This window comes from Caballeronia humi (assembly GCF_001544475.1).
In the GTDB taxonomy this organism is placed as follows: Bacteria; Pseudomonadota; Gammaproteobacteria; order Burkholderiales; family Burkholderiaceae; genus Caballeronia; species Caballeronia humi.
Genome location: NZ_FCNW02000026.1, coordinates 1 through 19,462, shown reverse-complemented (window position 1 = coordinate 19,462; position 19,462 = coordinate 1). Strand labels below are relative to the sequence as shown.

Annotated in this window: 18 protein-coding genes; 11 read left to right on the top strand and 7 right to left on the bottom strand. The window is 65.6% G+C overall.

Annotation, left to right across the window (positions count from 1 at the left end):
- Positions 1-106 precede the first annotated feature (106 nt).
- Positions 107-1,921 carry a PglL family O-oligosaccharyltransferase gene (locus AWB65_RS21385; RefSeq protein ID WP_087669043.1) on the top strand — a complete coding sequence of 605 codons (1,815 nt, stop codon included), beginning with the start codon at positions 107-109 and terminating at the stop codon, positions 1,919-1,921.
- 6 nt (positions 1,922-1,927) lie between these two features.
- Here AWB65_RS21385 and moaC read toward each other — a convergent pair whose 3' ends face one another.
- On the bottom strand, positions 1,928-2,407 hold the full coding sequence (gene moaC, locus AWB65_RS21380; RefSeq protein WP_181505649.1) for a cyclic pyranopterin monophosphate synthase MoaC: 480 nt from the start codon (positions 2,405-2,407) through the stop codon (positions 1,928-1,930).
- 173 nt (positions 2,408-2,580) lie between these two features.
- Between moaC and AWB65_RS21375 the strand changes: the two genes are divergently transcribed.
- A complete protein-coding gene (locus AWB65_RS21375; protein WP_087669041.1) occupies positions 2,581-4,629 on the top strand; it encodes a M48 family metalloprotease in 2,049 nt (682 codons plus the stop codon).
- On the opposite strand, the gene AWB65_RS21370 is transcribed toward AWB65_RS21375, so the two are convergent.
- From AWB65_RS21370 to AWB65_RS21345, 6 genes are all read right to left on the bottom strand, one after another.
- Positions 4,626-5,192, bottom strand: a complete 567-nt coding sequence (locus AWB65_RS21370) for a DUF2946 family protein (RefSeq protein ID WP_087669040.1) — start codon at positions 5,190-5,192, stop codon at positions 4,626-4,628. The genes AWB65_RS21375 and AWB65_RS21370 overlap by 4 nt on opposite strands.
- Complete coding sequence (locus tag AWB65_RS21365; protein ID WP_087669039.1) at positions 5,185-6,261, bottom strand: hydrolase; 1,077 nt, start codon at positions 6,259-6,261, stop codon at positions 5,185-5,187. The genes AWB65_RS21370 and AWB65_RS21365 overlap by 8 nt, the downstream gene beginning before the upstream one ends.
- A 41-nt stretch (positions 6,262-6,302) precedes the next feature.
- The gene (locus tag AWB65_RS21360; RefSeq protein WP_087669038.1) at positions 6,303-6,749 is read right to left on the bottom strand and encodes a nuclear transport factor 2 family protein; all 447 of its coding nucleotides are present in this window, start codon (positions 6,747-6,749) and stop codon (positions 6,303-6,305) included.
- 209 nt (positions 6,750-6,958) lie between these two features.
- The gene (gene waaF, locus AWB65_RS21355) at positions 6,959-8,011 is read right to left on the bottom strand and encodes a lipopolysaccharide heptosyltransferase II (protein WP_087669100.1); all 1,053 of its coding nucleotides are present in this window, start codon (positions 8,009-8,011) and stop codon (positions 6,959-6,961) included.
- Positions 8,012-8,153: 142 nt separating this feature from the next.
- Positions 8,154-8,348 carry a zinc-finger domain-containing protein gene (locus AWB65_RS21350; RefSeq protein ID WP_087643042.1) on the bottom strand — a complete coding sequence of 65 codons (195 nt, stop codon included), beginning with the start codon at positions 8,346-8,348 and terminating at the stop codon, positions 8,154-8,156.
- 81 nt (positions 8,349-8,429) lie between these two features.
- Positions 8,430-9,350 (bottom strand): branched-chain amino acid transaminase, encoded by a 921-nt coding sequence (locus tag AWB65_RS21345; protein WP_087654639.1) that lies wholly within the window; start codon positions 9,348-9,350, stop codon positions 8,430-8,432.
- A gap of 324 nt (positions 9,351-9,674) precedes the next feature.
- On the opposite strand from AWB65_RS21345, the gene AWB65_RS21340 reads away from it, so the two are divergent.
- From AWB65_RS21340 to AWB65_RS21300, 9 genes are all read left to right on the top strand, one after another.
- Complete coding sequence (locus tag AWB65_RS21340; protein WP_087669037.1) at positions 9,675-10,439, top strand: AzlC family ABC transporter permease; 765 nt, start codon at positions 9,675-9,677, stop codon at positions 10,437-10,439.
- Positions 10,436-10,759, top strand: coding sequence for a branched-chain amino acid transport AzlD family protein (locus tag AWB65_RS21335; protein WP_087669036.1), 324 nt, complete (start codon positions 10,436-10,438; stop codon positions 10,757-10,759). The genes AWB65_RS21340 and AWB65_RS21335 overlap by 4 nt, the downstream gene beginning before the upstream one ends.
- 464 nt (positions 10,760-11,223) lie before the next feature.
- Positions 11,224-12,414 carry a phosphoglycerate kinase gene (locus AWB65_RS21330; RefSeq protein ID WP_087669035.1) on the top strand — a complete coding sequence of 397 codons (1,191 nt, stop codon included), beginning with the start codon at positions 11,224-11,226 and terminating at the stop codon, positions 12,412-12,414.
- Positions 12,415-12,733: 319 nt separating this feature from the next.
- The gene (pyk, locus tag AWB65_RS21325) at positions 12,734-14,170 is read left to right on the top strand and encodes a pyruvate kinase (protein ID WP_087669099.1); all 1,437 of its coding nucleotides are present in this window, start codon (positions 12,734-12,736) and stop codon (positions 14,168-14,170) included.
- 151 nt (positions 14,171-14,321) lie between these two features.
- Positions 14,322-15,386, top strand: coding sequence for a class II fructose-bisphosphate aldolase (gene fba / locus AWB65_RS21320; RefSeq protein ID WP_087669034.1), 1,065 nt, complete (start codon positions 14,322-14,324; stop codon positions 15,384-15,386).
- 145 nt (positions 15,387-15,531) lie between these two features.
- Positions 15,532-16,434, top strand: coding sequence for a phosphoribosylaminoimidazolesuccinocarboxamide synthase (locus AWB65_RS21315; RefSeq protein ID WP_087669098.1), 903 nt, complete (start codon positions 15,532-15,534; stop codon positions 16,432-16,434).
- 18 nt (positions 16,435-16,452) lie between these two features.
- Positions 16,453-16,971 (top strand): 5-(carboxyamino)imidazole ribonucleotide mutase, encoded by a 519-nt coding sequence (gene purE / locus AWB65_RS21310; protein ID WP_087669033.1) that lies wholly within the window; start codon positions 16,453-16,455, stop codon positions 16,969-16,971.
- A 49-nt stretch (positions 16,972-17,020) separates the two neighbouring features.
- Positions 17,021-18,208, top strand: coding sequence for a 5-(carboxyamino)imidazole ribonucleotide synthase (locus AWB65_RS21305; RefSeq protein WP_087669032.1), 1,188 nt, complete (start codon positions 17,021-17,023; stop codon positions 18,206-18,208).
- 10 nt (positions 18,209-18,218) lie between these two features.
- The gene (locus AWB65_RS21300; protein ID WP_087669031.1) at positions 18,219-19,241 is read left to right on the top strand and encodes an L-threonylcarbamoyladenylate synthase; all 1,023 of its coding nucleotides are present in this window, start codon (positions 18,219-18,221) and stop codon (positions 19,239-19,241) included.
- Positions 19,242-19,462: the final 221 nt, after the last annotated feature.

The window sequence follows — 19,462 nt, the reverse complement described above, 5'->3', positions numbered from 1 at the left end:
CGAACGCACAACGGTTCCCGCCGATTTCGCGGCATTTCGGCCGAAGCGCCGGACAGTCCAGGTAAATTTTTGTATAGTGCGCCGGTCCCCGACGTTCCCAGCCGCCATGCCTTCACAATTCGCGCGTTTTCTTGCTCTTGCCGCACTTTGTCTTGCGTTGACGATTCCTTACGCCGTCGTCAACCACACCTATCCGATCCCGACCTTTTACGCCGAATACAGCGCGCTCGTCCTGTATCTGGCCCTCGGGGCGACGGTGGCGCTCCTCGTGCGGGTGAACGAGCCGCGCGTTCCATTCGCCACGCCGATGATCGCGCTGATGCCGCTCGCCTTCGGCCTTCTGCTGATCGCGCAGACGGCGCTGCTGCCGGTCGCGCAGCCGTCGCTGAACTGGCTCGGTGGCGGTTATCTGCTCGCGTCGTTCGTGACGGTGCATACGGGCTTCGGCCTCGCGCGCGCCGGTCTAGCTGAAAAGGCGCTGCGCTGGGGCGCGGCGGCGCTGATCGTCGGCGGGTTGTTTGCCGTGTTCTGCCAGATCGTGCAGTTGCTGCACATGGAGGCGAAGTTCACACCGTTCATCGTCGCGTACAACGTGATGATCGAGCGCCGGCCGTTCGGCAACATGGCGCAGGCCAATCACCTCGCGACCTGCATCGCGTTCGCGATGGCGGGCGCGCTCTATTTCGTGCAGTCGCGGCGACTGCCGGTGATCGCGTGGCTCGTTTTGTCGACGATTTTTTCGGTCGGACTCGCGCTCACAGTCTCGCGTGGACCTTGGCTTCAGATGGCGGTGGTCGTCGTCGCCGGGTTCTGGATGGCGTTCGTGCTCGGACGGCCTTCCGTGGCGGGCGAAAGCGATCTGCCGGGGAAGCGCGATGCACGCGCGTGGCTGCTGCCGGCCGTGCTCGCCATACTGTTTTTCGCGGTGAACATCGCGATCCGCTGGGCGAACTTGCGCTTCAACCTGGATCTCGCGCAATCGGCGGCCGAGCGCATGCAGGACGCGAACCAGATCGCGCCACGGCTCGCGCTGTGGAAATACGGCTGGACGATGTTCAAGACGCATCCGCTGCTCGGGGTCGGCTGGGGGGAGTTTCCGCGCTACCAGTTCGACTTCGTGCGGGAGTTGGGCGGCGTCGAGATCGCGAACAACGCGCACGACATCTTCATCGATCTGCTCGCGAAAACCGGCGCACTCGGGCTCGGGATTTTGCTGCTCGGCGTGATCACGTGGTTCGTGCGCGTGGTGCGTGCCCCGCATACTCCCGGCCGGATTTTCGGGCTCGCGCTGCTTGGCGTGCTGATGATGCACGCGCTCGTCGAGTATCCGCAGCAGTACATGTTCTTCCTGATGCCGGCGATGCTCGTCTTCGGCTTGCTTGAGACGCGCGCGCTGCGGCTCGTGGCGCGGCCGGTGTCGTATGGGCTCTACACGATTCTCGTGGTCGGCGGGCTGGCGTCGCTTTATCCCGTGCTGCGTGATTACAACCGCGCGGAGGTGCTGTATTACGGGACGCGGCCGGCGGAGCAGTATCGGAACGATCCGTCGTTTCTGTTTCGTGCCTGGGGGGAATACGGCGCGGCGACACTCTTGCCGATGAACGGCCAGAACCTCGCGGAGAAGCTCGCGATGCACCAGCAGGCGCTGGCGCTGCTTCCCGGTGAGACGGTGCTGCGACGGTTGGCGGTACTGCAGGCGCTGGCGGGCGAACGCGACGCCGCTCTCGATACGGTCGCGCGTCTGAAGATTTTCGCGACGCAGTTGCACGACTGGCCAAAGCAACTGACGGCGGTTTATCAGTTGCTCGACGAGCAGGGCAAGCCGATGGCGTCTTTCAAGGCGGAATTGGTGAAGATTTATGGGGTGCCGGCGGCGGAAGCTACTTCGTCGTCGGATGATGAGGACGATGGGGAGGAGTGAGGGGGTTCAGGCCGGCGCCACCCAATCCCCCGACTTCCCCCCGTGCTTCTCCATGACCTTCACGTTTGTGATGGTCATGCCCCGATCGACCGCCTTGCACATGTCGTAAATCGTCAATAAGCCGACCTGCACGGCGGTCAGCGCTTCCATCTCCACGCCGGTTCGCCCGACCGTCTCCACGCGCACTTCGCAGTGCACGCCGGGGAGCGCGTCGTCGATGGCGAAATCGACTGCGACGCGCGTCAGCGCGAGCGGATGGCACAGCGGGATCAGATCGGCGGTGCGCTTTGCGCCCTGAATCGCCGCGATCCGCGCGACGCCGAGCACGTCGCCTTTCTTCGCGCGGCCTTCGCGGATCAGCGCGAGCGTGCTGTCGAGCATGGCGATCGACCCGCGCGCCACGGCGATGCGGCGTGTCTCGCCCTTGTCGCCGACATCGACCATGTGCGCTTCGCCAGAAGCATCGAAATGAGTGAGTCCGGACATCGCGTCTCCTTCGGCTTTTAATCGGGGGCTCATCTTACCAGCGGTGATTTTCATGGCGGCGTGACAGTTGCAAGCAACCTCAAGCGAGCACGACTTCCAACACTTGATACGATAAGCTCGTTTCGAAGATCGAGCCCGATACCCGCGCCGCGCTCCTGCGCGCCCCGTACTCCATGCGTCCGAATCGCTTTCTGATCGCCGTGTTGTGCCTGAGTCTCGCCGTGCCGCCCGCGACGCTCGGGCAGACGCCCGCGAGTGCCACGCCATCGACCGCGCGCGCCCAAACCGCGACGTTAGCCGCCGACGCGTTACGCGCTTCCCCTGCCAACGCCACTCCCGCGAACGTCGCGGAGGGCGTCTTCGGCGTCTACGGCGGCGCGGAGAGCCGCTTCGCCAACCGGCCCGGCGAGATGAGCGGCGCGGCCAGCCTGCGCGCGCCGCTTTCCGCCGTGCAACTTCCCGATCTCGGCGACGGCTCCGGCGGCACGCTCACGCCCCAAGCCGAACGCCGTCTCGGCGAACGCCTGATGCGCGAACTGCGCCGCGACCCGGACTACCTCGACGACTGGCTCGTGCGCGACTACCTGAATTCGGTGTCGTCGAAGCTGGCGGCGGCGGCGGTGACGCAGTATCTCGGCGGCTACGCCCCGGACTTCGATCTCTTCGCCGGGCGCGACCCGCAGATCAACGCGTTTTCGATGCCGGGCGGTTTCATCGGCGTGAACACGGGGCTGATCGCCGCGACGCAGACGGAGTCGGAACTCGCATCGGTCGTCGGGCATGAAATGGGGCACGTTTTGCAGCGGCACATCGCGCGGATGCTCGGCGCGCAGGAGCGCAGCACGTACGCCGCGCTCGCCGCGATGCTGGCCGGGCTGCTGGCGGGCCTTGCCACGAGGAGCGGCGATCTCGGCATGGGCATCGCGATGGGCGGGCAGGCGTTCGCTGTCGACAATCAGTTGCGCTTTTCACGCGCCGCCGAGCACGAGGCGGACCGCGTGGGCTTCCAGATGCTGAGCGCGGCCGGCTACGACCCCTACGCGATGACGGCTTTCTTCGATCGCCTCGACCGCTCGACGATGGGCGACAACGGCGTGCCGCCCTATGCGCGCACGCACCCGCTGACGGGCGAGCGCATCGCCGACATGGAGGACCGCGCGCGGCGCGTGCCGTACCGGCAGCCGCGGCAATCGACGGAATACGGGTTCGTGCGGGCGCGCGCGCGGGTGCTGCAGGTGAATTCGCCGAGTGACTATCGCGATATCGCGAGCCGGCTCAAGTCGGAAATCGAGGACCAGACCGCGTTGAATGCGGCGGCGAACTGGTATGGGATTGCGCTCGCGCAGTCGTTGATGGGGGATTACGGGGCGGCTAGTGAGGCGCTGGGGAAGGCGCGGCGGTTGTTCGAAGGCGAGCAGGCGAGCACGGCGGTGGCGGCGGCGCAGGCGGAGAGGTCGGAGCCAGTGGTTTCATCCGTGGATCAGGCGGCGTCGAACAAGGCGGCGCGGCGTGGTGGGCGGGCGGGTGGTCCAGGTCGCGAGGCTGTGATCGCGTCACGGTCGGCGGGTGCGTCGCGTGGCTCCGCTGCAGCTTCAAACAGCTTGACTGCCGTTTCCGGGCCAAGTGCCGACGGTTCGGCTACCGCTCCCCGCAATCTCCCCGATTTGCCGCCGATCGAGGTCGTGGCTCACCGTCAGACGAATGCCACGGCGCCAGGACCCGCGCCTGCCGCCGCGACTCCAGCGCAGAGCAACCCGCCGCTACAAGCACGCAGTTCTCCCAGCCTCGACGTCCTCGCCGCGGACATCGCCCGCCGCGCCGGCCGCAGCGACGACGCCGTGCGTTTGGCGGACCTAGCGCAACGACGCTGGCCGCAGTCCCACGCGGCGATCGATATGCATTTGCAGACGCTGATTGCGGCGCGCCGTTTCGCCGAAGCGCAGGCGCTCGCAAAGGAAGAAACACGCGCCGAGCCGACACGTCCCGACTGGTGGTACTACCTGGCGCAATCGAGCGTCGGCCTGAACGATCCGTTGCAGCAGCATCAGGCGATGGCGGAAAAATTCGCCCTCGACGGCGCATGGCCGTCCGCGATCCGCCAGTTGAAGGAAGCGCGCGACGTGAAAACCGCCAATTTCTACGATTTATCGACGATTTCAGCGCGTCTGCGCGACTTTGAGGCCCGCTATCGGGAAGAGCGCGAACAGGAAAAGAACGGCTAGCCAGCCGAAGCCGGGCTCGCGACAAAACCAAACCGTTCCGCCACATCCCCACGTCGAATCAATTCGATCAACAGGCCGGGGCCATCCCGCCAGTGAAAGACACCCGGCGTGCCGTCGCCAAACGTCGCGTGGCTTGCGAACAAATCGAGATCGTGGTCATGCAGCGCGGCGATGCGCTCGGGCGACGATGCGTCCGCGAACAACATTCCGCCTTCATCGTCGAGAAAGGCGCGCACCGGTTCGAACGTGGCGCCGGTGTGATCGGTCAGCGCGAGCGCGCCGTCATAAATACTTAGTCGCACGATCCAGGGCGTATAACCCAGCTCGACATAAACCCGCTGCGGCCCGTTCTGAAAAAACCACTGCCCTTTGTCATCGCTCTCGAAATTGCGATTGATGAAGCCGATCAGCGCCTCATGCCGGATCACATCGCCGAGTTCGCCCGCAGCCTGGGCGTTTTCGTCGCGCATGCGCCATTGTCCGCGGCGGTCGAGCAGCAGCCAGCCGGTGCAGTGCGGGACGTTCGGCCATTTGGCGAGCGCCTGTTTGACGATTTCATCCATGATCGAGACAGGTATCCAGGTAGCCGAACACGCGCTGCGACAGCCAGTCGATGCGTCCTGGGAACGGCCCCGTCATGAAGCCGACGTGGCCGCCGTGATCGGGCTGATCGAGCGTGACCGCCGCCGACACGTCCGCCTTCGTCGGCAGCACGCGGCCGGGCAGGAACGGATCGTTGCGGGCGTTCAGGACGAGCGTCGGGACCGCGATGCGCGACAGGAGCCCACGCGTGGTGGCGCTCGTCCAGTAGTCGTCGGTGTCGCGAAAGCCGTGCAGCGGCGCGGTCACGACGTTGTCGAATTCGTAGAGCGTGCGGGCGGCGAGCATTGCGTCGCGGTCGAAGAGGCCGGGGTATTGGGCGAGCTTCGCGAGTCCCTTTCGCTTGAGCGACTTCAGGAAACTGCGCGTGTACACCATGCCGAAACCCTGCGAGATCGCATGGCCGCCGGCGTGGACGTCGAGCGGCGCGGAGATCGCGGCCGCGGCGCCGATCACCGACGCATCGCCTTCGCGCTCGCACAGCCAGCGCAAAAGCACGTTGCCGCCGAGCGACACGCCCGCCGCGACGACCGGCCCGCTGTGTGTAGCCGCGAGCCGCCGCAAGATCCAGTCGACTTCGTTGCTGTCGGCGAGATGGTAGAAGCGCGGCAGCAGGTTGAGCGACCCGCTGCAACTGCGAAAATGCGGCACGACGCCTTGCCAGCCGCGCGCTTGCGCTTCGGCCATCAGGACGCGAGCGTAGTGGGAATCGGAACTGCCTTCGAGGCCGTGGAACAGCACAAAAAGCGGCGCAGTCGAAGGCGGCGGGGCGCTTGCGCCGTGCGCGATCCAGTCGAGATCGATGAAGTCGCCGTCCGGCGTATTCCAACGCTCGCGGCGAAACTGGACGGCCGGCTTGCGGCCAAAGAGTGCGGGGACAATGGTTTGCGCGTGGCTCGTCGGGAGCCAGCGCGGGGCGCGGTAGAGCCATTCGATGGCATCGGCGGTGACGTCGAGCGCCTTTTCCGGCACCCGGGACGGCGCGGCGTCCACGAACGATGGATCGCGTTGAATCAATGGATCGCGCTTCATGGCCCCTCCCCGACAAACGTCTTATTCAGTGCTTCAGTCCTTCAGTGCAGCGGTCCCTGCCCGTGACGCATCTTGGCCGCGAACTGCCCGGCGGCGGCATCGGGCATCGCGCTCGCGTGGATGTGCGCGATGCGCCACTCGCCGCGCTCGTGGACCATCACGTACGTCGTGAAGATCAGCCGCGTGACGCCTGCCGGATCGGCCGGCTTGTGCGCCTCCGAAATCGCGTAGACAACGGTGCCGAGGCTGTCGTACACGCGGATTTCGAGCGGTTCGATGGTGCCCGGTGCCGCTTCGAACTGCTTCGCGAGACCCGCGCGGATACCCTCCAGCCCATGCAGATGCGCGCCGTTCGCGCAGATGCAGGTAGCGAATTCCTCGTCGATCCAGAGCGTCATCACGCTGTCGACGTTGCCCTCCGCGACGGCCTGGTAGTAGGCGTTGAGGGTGTCGGCAGCGGCTTCGAACAGGCGGGCAAAACGTGGCATGGCTCGTGGGTCTCTGCGTTCGATGCACCTCGTGCCGTGCTGCCGGCGCGTGACGCATCGGTCATTGGTCAAAGCATGCCTCCGTTCGGAGACATTCGCGTGTCGGCGTCCGCACACTGATGAGCAATCCGGACGCCGGCCGTACACGGCGAGGGCCGCCGGTCACACTTTGCGCTGTCGCCCGGATGCGGAACGTTCGGGCCCGTTTTTCAGCGATGTGCGAGCAGCATGCCCCGCAAATCCCCGAAAACCTGCTCGGCGCTCAGTTCGCGCAGGCAGTTCAGATGGCCCAGCGGACACTCGCGGGCGAAGCAGGGACTGCATTCGAGGTGCAGCCATTGTACCTTTGCGAGATCGGACAAGGGCGGCGTGTGGCGCGGGTCGGTCGAGCCGAACACCGCGACCAGCGGCCGCCGCAAGGCCGCGGCGACGTGCATCAGGCCGGAATCGTTGGTGACGACGGCGCTCGCCCGCGAGATCAGCGCGCACGCTTCGCCGAGCGAGGTCTGACCGCACAGATTGCGTACGTTCGACGCGCGATCGGCGATGGCCTGCGCGATCGGCGCATCTTTCGGCGACCCGAGCGCGACGATCCTCGCATAGGGAAACGACTGCGCGATGAATTGCGCGAGCGCCGCGAAATGCTCGGGCGGCCAGCGCTTGGCGGGGCCGTACTCGGCGCCGGGACAGAACACGACGAGCGGCGCGCGGTTGTCGAGATTGAAGCGGGTCGAGACGCGCGCGGCTTCGTTCGGATCGGCGTCGAGGCGCGGCACGGGGAACGGCGTGGTGCCTTCGCGACCGTCCTGCGAGAACGGCAGCTTCGCGCCGGGCGCGTAGGCGAGGGCGGCGTACTGGCCAACCATCGGCGGGCGCGCCTTCTTGCCCGGATTCGCGTGCCGCACGTTGAGCAGGCCGTAGCGGCTCTCGCCGGTGTAGCCGATGCGCAGCGGAATCTTCGCCATCCACGGGATCAGCGCCGATTTCAGCGAATTCGGCAGCACGTAGGCGGCGTCGTAGCCGAGTTCGCGCAGATCGCTCGCGAGTTGCCAGCGGCGCAGCATCTGCAGCTTGCCGTGGGCGAGATCGGTGGCGTAGACATCGTGGATTTCGGGCATCCGTTCGAGCACGGGCGCGACCCAGGCGGGCGCGACGGCATCGATGACGATGCGCGGATGCAGCTTCCTCAGCAGCGAAAAGAGCGGCTGCGCCATCAATGCGTCACCGATCCAGTTCGGTGCAATAACCAGCGCGCGGCGCATCTGTGTAATTTTTCCGATCAAAAAACGCATCCCGCGTCAGTTGCGCGAGATGTCGATGTCATGTGTTGGGGATCGCCGTTGCGAAGCGGCGAAAAGCGGGCGCATCCGGGGAAAGCGTGCCCGGTCGATGCAAAAGGCCGAATCAATGGCCCTTGACCACTTCGCCGGCTTTCAGCTTGTAGCGCGTGCCGCAGTACGGGCAGCGCGCTTCGCCATGCGTGATGTCGAGAAAGACGCGCGGATGCGTGCTCCAGCGCGGCATCGACGGGTTCGGGCAGAAAGCGGGCAAGTCCTTCGCCGTCAGTTCCACCAGCGGCATTTCCTTCAGGTCGCTCATCGTGAGTCTCTTGTGTTTCGTGCGTTTCGTGGGGACGAAGCGCGGACGCCCGGCCTTACGGCCACAGCGCCCGCGCCGCAATCAAACCTTAGCGAGCCAGCTCGCGTACTTCTCGTTCTTGCCGCCGACGACGTCGAAGAACGCGCTTTGCAGCTTCTCCGTGATCGGGCCGCGCGCGCCGTCGCCGATGGTGCGGTTGTCGAGCTCGCGGATCGGCGTGACTTCGGCGGCCGTGCCGGTGAAGAACGCTTCGTCGCAGGTGTAAACCTCGTCGCGCGTGATGCGCTTTTCGATCACCGGAATGCCGAAGTCGCGCGCGAGTGTGAGGATCGTGTCGCGCGTGATGCCGTCGAGGCACGACGCCAGGTCCGGCGTGTACAGCTTGCCGTTGTTCACGAGGAAGAAGTTCTCGCCGGAGCCTTCGGACACGTAGCCGTCGACGTCCAGCAGAAGCGCTTCGTCGTAGCCGTCGGCGATGGCTTCCTGGTTCGCGAGAATCGAGTTCACGTACCAGCCGGACGCCTTCGCGCGCACCATCGACACGTTCACGTGATGGCGCGTGAACGACGACGTCTTCACGCGGATGCCCTTGGCCAGGCCATCGTCGCCGAGGTAGGCGCCCCACGGCCACGCGGCGATCGCGACGTGGATCGTGTTGCCCTTCGCCGAGACGCCGAGCTTTTCCGAGCCGACCCAGATGATCGGGCGGATGTAGCAGGATTCGAGATTGTTCGCGCGCACGACTTCGAGCTGTGCGGCTTCGAGGGTGTCGCGGTCGAACGGGATATCCATCTGAAAGATCTTCGCCGAGTTGAACAGGCGCTTGGTGTGCTCTTTCAGGCGGAAGATGGCGGTGCCGCTCGCCGTCTTGTAGGCGCGCACGCCTTCGAAGACGCCCATCCCGTAGTGCAGCGTGTGAGTCAGCACGTGGATGTTGGCGTCGCGCCATTCGATCAACTTGCCATCCATCCAGATCTTGCCGTCGCGGTCGGCCATTGACATACGATTCTCCTAGCGAGTTGCGTGTTCCGGGTCAGTATTGCGGGGCGGGCTTCAAAGCAGGCGTCCGGGCGATTTCGCGGTGCGGCGGCGGTGCTTCACAGATCTATTTCCGTACCCCGCGCGGGCTGCCCGGAAGGCGGCGAAAGACCGTCATTTTAGCGTCTTTTCAGTGCAGAACGGGCGGGTTCGAGCGATCGGCGCGGGTTCCGGCAGGCGTTTTCACGCTGTCCCGAAGCTATAATCCGCCTTTCGCCACGGCGACCCCCACTTCAAACCGATTCCTCGCGCAACCGGCCCGGCCGCGCGATGGCTCGCTCCTCCTCCATGCCCGACCGGCTGTCCGACACGAATCGCCGCGCGTTCCTCGACGGTATCCATACGTTTTCCCCCGCCGTCCTGGCGACGTTTTCCTGGGGCCTCGTCACTGGCATCGCGATGACGAAGTCCGTTTTGAGCGTCCCGCAGGCGCTCGGCATGTCGCTCGCGGTGTATGCGGGGTCGTCGCAACTAGCCGTGTTGCCGCTCTTTGCCGCCAGGCTGCCGCTCTGGACCATCCTCCTGACCGCCGCGATGGTCAATCTGCGCTTTGTGATCTTCAGCGCCGGACTCGCGCCGCATTTCTCCTATTTGCCGCTCTGGCGACGGCTCGTGCTCGGCTATTTCAACGGCGACATCATCTGGCTGATGTTCGCCAAGCGTAACTTCCCGACCGGTTTTCAGCCCGGCAAGGAAGCGTTCTTCTGGGGACTGGCGGTGACGAGCTGGTCGTCGTGGCAGGTTTCGTCGATTGCGGGGATTCTGCTCGCAAGCCTTTTCCCCGACGACTGGGGCCTGGAACTCGCCGGCACGCTCGCGCTGATCCCGCTGATCGTTTCCGCGATCGCGACGCGCTCGACGCTGGCAGCGGTGGCCGTCGCGAGCGTCGTCGCGTTGCTGGCGTTCGATTTGCCTTATCGGCTCGGTTTGCCGCTCGCGGTGTTCGCCGCGCTCGCGGCGGGAGCGTGCGCGGATGTCATCATCGGCCGGGCGGTGCGAAAGACGGCGCCCGCGCCGGAAAAGCCCCGCGACACCACCCGGAACGCCCGATGAGCACCCTGCAAATCTGGCTCGCGATCGCCGGCATGGGACTCGTCACGCTGATTACCCGCGCGCTTTTCCTGATCGGCGGCGAGCGTATGATCCTGCCCGATCGCGTGCAGCGCGCGCTGCGCTACGCGCCCGCCGCCGCGCTCGCTGCCGTCGTCGTGCCGGATCTGGTCGAGACCCCGCACGGCATTTCGATCGGCCTCGGCAACCACGCGCTGTACGCATTGCTGGCCGGTCTCGCGTGGTATTTGTGGCGCCGCAGCATGCTCGGCACGATCATTGTCGGGATGTTGATCTTCACGGCTTTGCGGCTTTGGGCCTGACGCGCGATTGTTGCGCCGCGTCATACCACGCAACGCGGCAGCCGCATCTCAAATACGCGCCATCATGGATTGCGCGCGTTGGAGCGTCATGCGTATCGGTTAAAATGTCGGCCTTGCTGTCGCATCGAATGAGGTCGAACGAGTTTCCGGCAGTCACTGCGCAACAGCTTCACCACTCGCGGCACGATCGTCTCTCCGATCACGCCGTGGCAGGCCGGCAACCTTCCCCGCATCCCTTGCATGCAATGCCCGCGTAGCGTCGAGCGCTTTCATTTCAACGACGCCGCGCGCCCGAATCAGTCCGAAACATGCTTCCGCCCGGCGTCTCCAGCCGATGCAAGCCGACGAGTCGAGCCGCTACCCCGGCGCGACTCCGACCGGCGCCGCGCGGACCTGATGCCCCGGCCGGCCGCCAAGCCGGTCTTTTCTTCGCCCGAACCGCTTCTCTAAACACGTTGACTCCCATGACGAAAGTACTGCGTTTCACCGATTTGATCGCCGAAGGCAAAGTCGCAGGCAAGCGCGTTTTCATCCGCGCCGACCTCAACGTTCCGCAGGACGACCAGGGCAACATCACCGAAGACACCCGCGTGCGCGCATCGGTCCCGGCCATCCGTGACGCGCTCGCCGCCGGCGCCGCCGTGATGGTCACGTCGCACCTCGGCCGTCCGACCGAAGGCCAGTTCAAGCCGGAAGACTCGCTCGCGCCGGTCGCGAAGCGTCTCTCGGAACTGCTCGGCCGCGACGTGCCGCTGGTCGCCGACTGGGTCGACGGCGTCGAAGTGCAGCCGGGCAACGTCGTGCTGCTCGAAAACTGCCGCTGCAACAAGGGCGAGAAAAAGAACGACGACGCGCTTTCGCAAAAGCTCGCGAAACTCTGCGACATCTACGTGAATGACGCCTTCGGCACCGCGCACCGCGCCGAAGCCACAACGAACGGCATTGCGAAGTACGCGCCCGTCGCGTGCGCGGGGCCGCTGCTCGCCGCCGAACTCGACGCGCTCGGCAAGGCGCTCGGCAACCCGAAGCGGCCGCTGGTCGCGATCGTCGCGGGGTCGAAGGTGTCGACGAAGCTCACCATCCTGAAATCGCTGGCGTCGAAAGTGGATCAACTGATCGTCGGCGGCGGGATCGCGAATACGTTCATGCTGGCGTCGGACCTGAAGATCGGCAAGTCGCTCGCGGAAGCCGATCTCGTCGACGAAGCGAAGGCGATCATCGCCGAAGCCCGCGCGCGCGGCGCGTCGGTGCCGATCCCGTCGGACGTCGTGACGGCCAAGGAATTCGCGGCGACGGCGAAGGCGGAAACGAAATCCGTCGACCAGGTCACCGACGACGACCTGATCCTCGACATCGGCCCGGACACCGCCAGGGCGCTCGCGGCGCAACTGGAAAAGGCGGGCACGGTCGTGTGGAACGGGCCGGTCGGCGTGTTCGAATTCGACCAGTTCGGCAACGGCACGAAGACGCTCGCGGACGCGATCGCGAATTCGTCGGCGTTCTCGATCGCGGGCGGCGGCGACACGCTCGCGGCCATCGCGAAATACAACATCCACGACAAGATCAGCTACATCTCCACCGGCGGCGGCGCGTTCCTGGAATTCCTGGAAGGCAAGACGCTGCCGGCGGTCGAAGTGCTCGAGTCGCGGGCTTGAGCGCTTGATCGCTCGCACCAGGCCGGAGAAGAAGGGCGCGCCAGAGGCCGGGCGCGCACAAGATGAGACCGACAACGACGCTGTCGCGCTGGAAGGCGCCGCCGGTCAACCTGAATCGAACGAAACGCCGGACGCCGCCGCGCTCGCCAACGCATCGGCGGTGCTGATCGGCGGCACGAACGGCGAGGCGTTACAGAACACCCAGAAAGCGACGCCGGCACGATCCGGCGCGCACTTGCGTACGGAGAGCAATACTTCGCCCGCCGCGCAACATGCTCGCAGCGCCGTCCCAGGCGACTCCACCCAGACGAGGAATGACATGCATCGCGCTACCAAGATTGTGGCCACGATCGGCCCGGCATCGAGCAACCCCGAAATCCTGCTCCAGATGATGCAGGCGGGACTCGACGTCGTCCGCTTCAACTTTTCGCACGGCACCGCCGACGATCACCGCCAGCGCGCCGAATGGGTCCGCGAGGCGGCCCGCAAGGTCGGCCGCGAAGTCGCGCTGATGGCCGACCTGCAAGGCCCGAAGATTCGCGTCGGCAAGTTCGAGAACGGCAAGACGTTGCTCGTCGCCGGCAATCCGTTCATCCTCGACGCCAACTGCCAGCTCGGCAACAACGACCGCTGCGGCCTCGACTACAAGGACCTGCCGCGCGACCTGCGCCCCGGCGACGTGCTGCTGCTCAACGACGGCCTGATCGTCCTCGACGTCGTGCGCGTGATCGGCGAGGAGATTCACACGACGGTCAAGGTCGGCGGCGAACTGTCGAATAACAAGGGCATCAACCGTCAGGGCGGCGGTCTGACGGCTCCGGCGCTGACCGAAAAGGACATGGAGGACATCAAGACGGCGATGTCGCTCGGCGCGGATTTCGTGGCCGTGTCCTTCCCGAAGAACGCCACCGACATGGAAATGGCGCGTCAACTGGCGAACATCGCGGGCCAGCCGTACGGCATCAAGCCGAAGATGATCGCGAAGATCGAGCGCGCGGAAGCCATTCCGGCGCTGCAGGGCATCCTCGACGCGTCGGACGGCATCATGGTCGCGCGTGGTGATCTGGCCGTGGAAGTCGGCAACGCGGCGGTTCCGGCGCTGCAAAAGCGCATGATCCGCATGGCGCGCGAGTCGAACAAGCTCGTGATCACGGCCACGCAGATGATGGAATCGATGATCCACGCACCCGTGCCGACCCGCGCGGAAGTGTCGGACGTGGCGAACGCCGTGCTCGACGGCACCGACGCCGTGATGCTCTCCGCCGAAACCGCCGCCGGCAAATACCCGGTGACGACCATCGAGACGATGGCGGCGATCTGCGTCGAAGCGGAGAAGTCGGAAGATTCCCAGCTCGACAAGGATTTCCTCGACCGCACGTTCACGCGTATCGACCAGTCGATTGCGATGGGGGCGCTCTTCACGGCCTATCACCTCGGCGCGAAGGCAATCGTCGCGTTGACGGAGTCGGGCGCGACCGCGCTCTGGATGTCGCGCCACTGGACGCACGTGCCGATCTTCGCGCTGACGCCGCGCGTCGGCAGCGAGCGGACGATGGCGCTCTATCGCAACGTGACGTCGCTGCACCTCGACACCAACACCGATCGTGACACGGCGCTGCATCAGGCGCTGGAAGTGGTGGTGAGCAAGGGTTACGCGGCGCGCGGCGACATGGTCGTGCTGACCGTCGGCGAGCCGATGGGGCAGGCGGGCGGCACGAACACGCTGAAGATCGTGCGCGTGGGCGAAGCGTTCTGACGAAGGATGTGCGGCGTTCGCGGGCATGCCTGCGAACGCCATTGGCGAGGTGAAAAGCAGGCAACGCACCGAAATGGTGCCTTCTTTTCGCTAAAATCTTAAAAATAAGGCCGCACGCCCGGTCACGGTTTCATTTCACGGAGTATCAGTAATGCCTCTCGTATCAATGCGTCAGTTGCTGGATCACGCAGCCGAAAACGGCTACGGTCTCCCGGCATTCAACGTGAACAATCTGGAGCAGGTGCAGGCCATCATGGCCGCCGCGAACGAAGCGAACGCGCCGGTCATCATGCAGGCGTCAGCGGGTGCGCGGAAGTACGCGGGCGAAGCGTTCCTGCGCCATCTGATCGAAGCGGCCGTCGAGTCGTATCCGCATATCCCGGTCGTGATGCATCAGGATCACGGCCAGTCGCCGGCCGTCTGCATGGCGGCGATCCGGAGCGGTTTCACCAGCGTGATGATGGACGGCTCGCTCGAAGCGGACGGCAAGTCGGTGGCATCGTACGAATACAACGTCGATGTGTCGCGCAAGGTCGTGGAAATGGCGCATTCAATCGGCGTGACGGTGGAAGCGGAACTGGGCGTGCTCGGCTCGCTGGAAACCATGAAGGGCGACAAGGAAGACGGCCACGGCGCCGAAGGCACGATGACGCGCGAGCAGCTCCTGACCGACGTCGAGCAGGCCGCCGACTTCGTGAAACAGACGCAGTGCGACGCGCTCGCCATCGCGATCGGCACCTCGCACGGCGCGTACAAGTTCACGAAGAAGCCCACCGGCGACATCCTCGCGATCCAGCGCATCAAGGAAATTCATCGGCGCATCCCGAATACGCACCTCGTGATGCACGGTTCGTCGTCGGTGCCGCAGAATCTGCTTGCCGACATCCGCGAATTCGGCGGCGACATGAAGGAAACCTACGGCGTGCCGGTCGAGGAAATCCAGGAAGGCATCAAGCACGGCGTGCGCAAGGTGAACATCGACACTGATCTGCGCCTGGCCATCACCGCTGCCATCCGCCGCTATTTCGTGGAGAATCCGTCGAAATTCGATCCGCGCGACTACCTGAAGCCCGCGCGCGAGGCAGCGAAGAAGATCTGCCTCGAGCGCTACATGCAGTTCGGCTGCGAAGGACAGGCCGGCAAGATCAAGCCGATCCCGCTCGACAAGATCGCGGAGAAGTACAAGTCCGGCGAACTGGCACAGATCGTCAAATGATTTTGAGATTGAGCGAGTAAAATCAACGGGTTCCGTCACGGAGCCCGTTTGCGTTTTATTCGATTTTTGACCCGCCGCCGTTCCTGCCTTTCCGGGGAACGGCGTTTGGCTTTTATTTTTGCGGCATTTTTTCTGGTCGATCACGATGTCTACTGCGCGTTCCACACTTCTCGAATCCACGATCAAATCGTTGCCGCTGCTTGGACGCGGCAAGGTCCGTGACAACTACGCCGTCGGCCAGGACAAGCTCCTGATCGTCACCACCGACCGCCTCTCCGCCTTCGACGTCATCATGGGCGAACCGATTCCGAACAAGGGCCGCGTGCTCAACCAGATGGCCGATTTCTGGTTCGACAAGCTTTCGCACATCGTGCCGAACCACAACACCGGCATCGATCCGGCGACCGTCGTCGCGGCCGACGAAGCCGAGCAGGTGAAGGGGCGCGCGGTCGTGGTGAAGCGCCTGGAGCCGATTCTCGTCGAGGCGGTGGTGCGCGGTTATCTCGCGGGCAGCGGCTGGAAGGACTATCAGGCGACGGGCGCGGTGTGCGGCGTCGAACTGCCGCCGGGCCTGCAGAACGCGCAAAAGCTGCCCGAGCCGATCTTCACGCCGGCGGCGAAGGCCGAAATGGGCCATCACGACGAAAACATCACCTACGATGAGATGGAACGCCGCATCGGCACCGAACTCTCGGCGACGATCCGCGACATTTCCATCCGGTTGTACAAGGAAGCGGCCGAATACGCGGCGACGCGCGGCATCATCATCGCGGACACGAAGTTCGAGTTCGGGCTCGACAATCGCGGCGAGCTGTATCTGATGGACGAAGTGCTGACGGCCGATTCGTCGCGTTTCTGGCCCGCCGATGGCTATCAGGTCGGCACGAATCCGCCGTCGTTCGACAAGCAGTTCGTGCGCGACTGGCTCGAAACGCAGCCGTGGAAGAAGGAACCGCCCGCGCCGAAGCTGCCGGACGACGTGATCGCCAAGACGGCGGAAAAGTACGAAGAGGCGCTGCAACGCCTGACCGGGCAATCGCTCGCTTAACCTGACCGGAACACATAGATGAGCGATGCACAAACCGCACACAAGCACGACGCGCCGTTGATCGGCGTGCTGATGGGCTCCAGTTCCGACTGGGACGTAATGAAGAACGCGGTCGCGATCCTGCAGGAATTCGGCGTGCCGTACGAGGCCAAGGTCGTCTCGGCGCATCGCATGCCGGACGAAATGTTCGACTACGCCGAGTCCGCGCGCGCTCGCGGCCTGCGCGCGATCATCGCGGGCGCGGGCGGCGCGGCGCATCTGCCGGGCATGCTCGCCGCGAAAACCACGGTGCCCGTGCTCGGCGTACCGGTGGCGGGCAAGTACCTGAAGGGCATCGATTCGTTGCATTCGATCGTGCAGATGCCCAAGGGCGTGCCGGTCGCGACGTTCGCGATTGGCGAAGCGGGCGCAGCGAACGCGGCGCTCTTCGCGGTATCCCTGTTGAGCGGCACGAACGACGAGTATGCCGAGCGCCTTGCCGCGTTCCGCGTGCGCCAGAACGAAGCAGCGCACGCGATGGTCCTGCCGCCGCTCTGATTCGCCCCCAAGCATCCCCAGCCGCGCGAGCGGCCCTGACCAGACCAAGATGAACCCACACAACTCTCCGGTTTCACCCATCCTGCCCGGCGCCTGGCTCGGCATGGTCGGTGGCGGCCAGCTCGGCCGCATGTTCTGTTTCGCCGCGCAGTCGATGGGCTATCGCGTCGCCGTCCTCGATCCGGACGAGACGAGCCCGGCGGGCGCCGTCGCCGACCGCCACATCCGCGCCGCTTACGACGACAAAGCCGCGCTCACCGAGCTTGGCCGGCTGTGCGCGGCGGTATCGACGGAATTCGAGAACGTGCCGGCCGCGAGCCTCGAATTCCTCGCGAACTGCACGTTCGTGAGCCCGGCGGCGGCGTGCGTGGCGATCGCGCAGGACCGCGTGGCCGAGAAGCGCTTCATCTGCGACGCGGGCGTGCCGGTCGCGCCGCATGTGGTGATCGAATCGCCGGAAGCGCTTGCCGTGCTCCCCGACGAGAAGATCGCCGCCGTGCTGCCCGGCATCCTCAAGACGGCGCGTCTCGGCTACGACGGTAAGGGCCAGGTCGGCGTGCGCAACGTCGATGAGGTGCGCACCGCGTATGCGTCGCTGTCGGGCGTGCCGTGCGTGCTCGAAAAACGCATGCCGCTCAAATTCGAAGTGTCCGTGCTGATCGCGCGCGGCGGCGACGGCAAGTCCGCCGTCTTCCCGCTCGCGCAGAACACGCACATGAACGGCATCCTCGCGAAAACCGTCGTGCCCGCGCCGGACGCGTCGGCCGCGCTCGTCGCGCAGGCGCAGGACGCCGCGCTCACGATCGCCGCGAAGCTCGGCTATATCGGCGTGTTGTGCGTCGAGTTCTTCATCCTGGACGACGGTACGCTCCTCGCCAACGAAATGGCGCCGCGTCCGCATAACTCGGGGCACTACACGGTCGATGCGTGCGCCACGAGCCAGTTCGAGCAGCAGGTCCGCGCGATGACCGGCATGCCGCTAGGCGATACGCGCCAGCATTCGCCGGCGGCGATGCTGAACCTGCTTGGCGACGTCTGGTTCAACGGCTCTAAGTCGCGCACGCCGCCGTGGCCCGAAGTCGCGGCGATGCCGTCGGCGCGGCTGCATCTGTACGGCAAGGAAGAGGCGCGCGCCGGGCGCAAGATGGGCCACATCAACTTCACGGCGCCCACGCTCGAAGAAGCCCGTACAGCGGCGCGCGACTGCGCGCGCATGCTGCACATCACGCTCGATTGAGCGGCCGCCGATGAGCATCATCTATCCGGGCGCCGCGCAGATCGACGAAGCGGCGGCGCTGCTCGACGCGGGCGAACTCGTCGCGTTTCCGACCGAGACGGTCTACGGGCTCGGCGGCGATGCCGAGAATCCCGAGGCGATCGCCCGCATCTACGCGGCGAAAGGACGGCCGGCGAATCATCCGGTGATCGTGCATCTGGCGCCTGCGGGCGATCCGGCTTACTGGGTGCAGGCGCTTTCCGCTGACGCTCTTAAATTGATCGACACGTTCTGGCCCGGGCCGTTGACGCTGATTCTGAAACGCGCGTCGCATATCCCTTCGGCGGTGAGCGGCGGGCAGGATTCGGTCGGCATCCGCTGTCCGTCGCATCCGGTCGCGCAGTCGCTGCTCACTGCGTTCAGCGCGCGGCGCGGTGGACACGGCGGCGTCGCGGGGCCTTCGGCGAACCGCTTCGGGCACGTCAGCCCGACGACCGCCCAGCACGTGCGCGACGAGTTCGGCAGCGCGGTTCACGTGCTGGATGGCGGCGCGGCGGACGTCGGCATCGAATCGACGATTCTGGATTTGTCGCGTGGTTTCCCTGCGCTGCTGCGCCCGGGGCACGTGAGCCCGCAGGCGATCGCCGATGTGCTCGGCGTCGCGCCGCGTCTGCCTGACGGCACGGATGCCACCGCGCCGCGTGCTTCCGGCACGCTGAAAGCCCACTACGCGCCGCGCACGCCGCTCGCGCTCTTGCCGTTCGATGCGATCGCGCCGCTGCTGGCCGCGCATGGTGAAGGTAGTGAGAAGAAGATTGCGCTGGTTGCGCGGAAGTCGAGCGCAGGAGAGTGGGCAAGCGCGCCGAACGTGCATTTCATCGCCGCACCGGAAGATCCGCAGAGCTACGCGCGCGATCTGTACGGTCTGCTGCGAGCGCTGGATCGCGCGAACGTCGAGCGGATTTTGATCGAGAAGCTGCCGGAATCGATCGAGTGGATCGCGGTGAATGATCGGTTGGGACGTGCGGCGGCGGCGTTCGAGGCGCAGGAATAGGTCGCGCATTTGGGGCGGACCACGTCTTTGCGTCGGAGCCGCGCGCGAGCGGCGTGATCCGCTCAAACCGCTCAAACCGCTCAAACCGCTCAAACCGCTCAAACCGCTCAAACCGCAGAGCGCGGAGTGGCGAGTGCCGACCGCGCCGACCGCGCCGACCGCGCCGACCGCGCCGACCGCGCCGACCGCGCCGACCGCGCCGACCGCGCCGACCGCGCCGA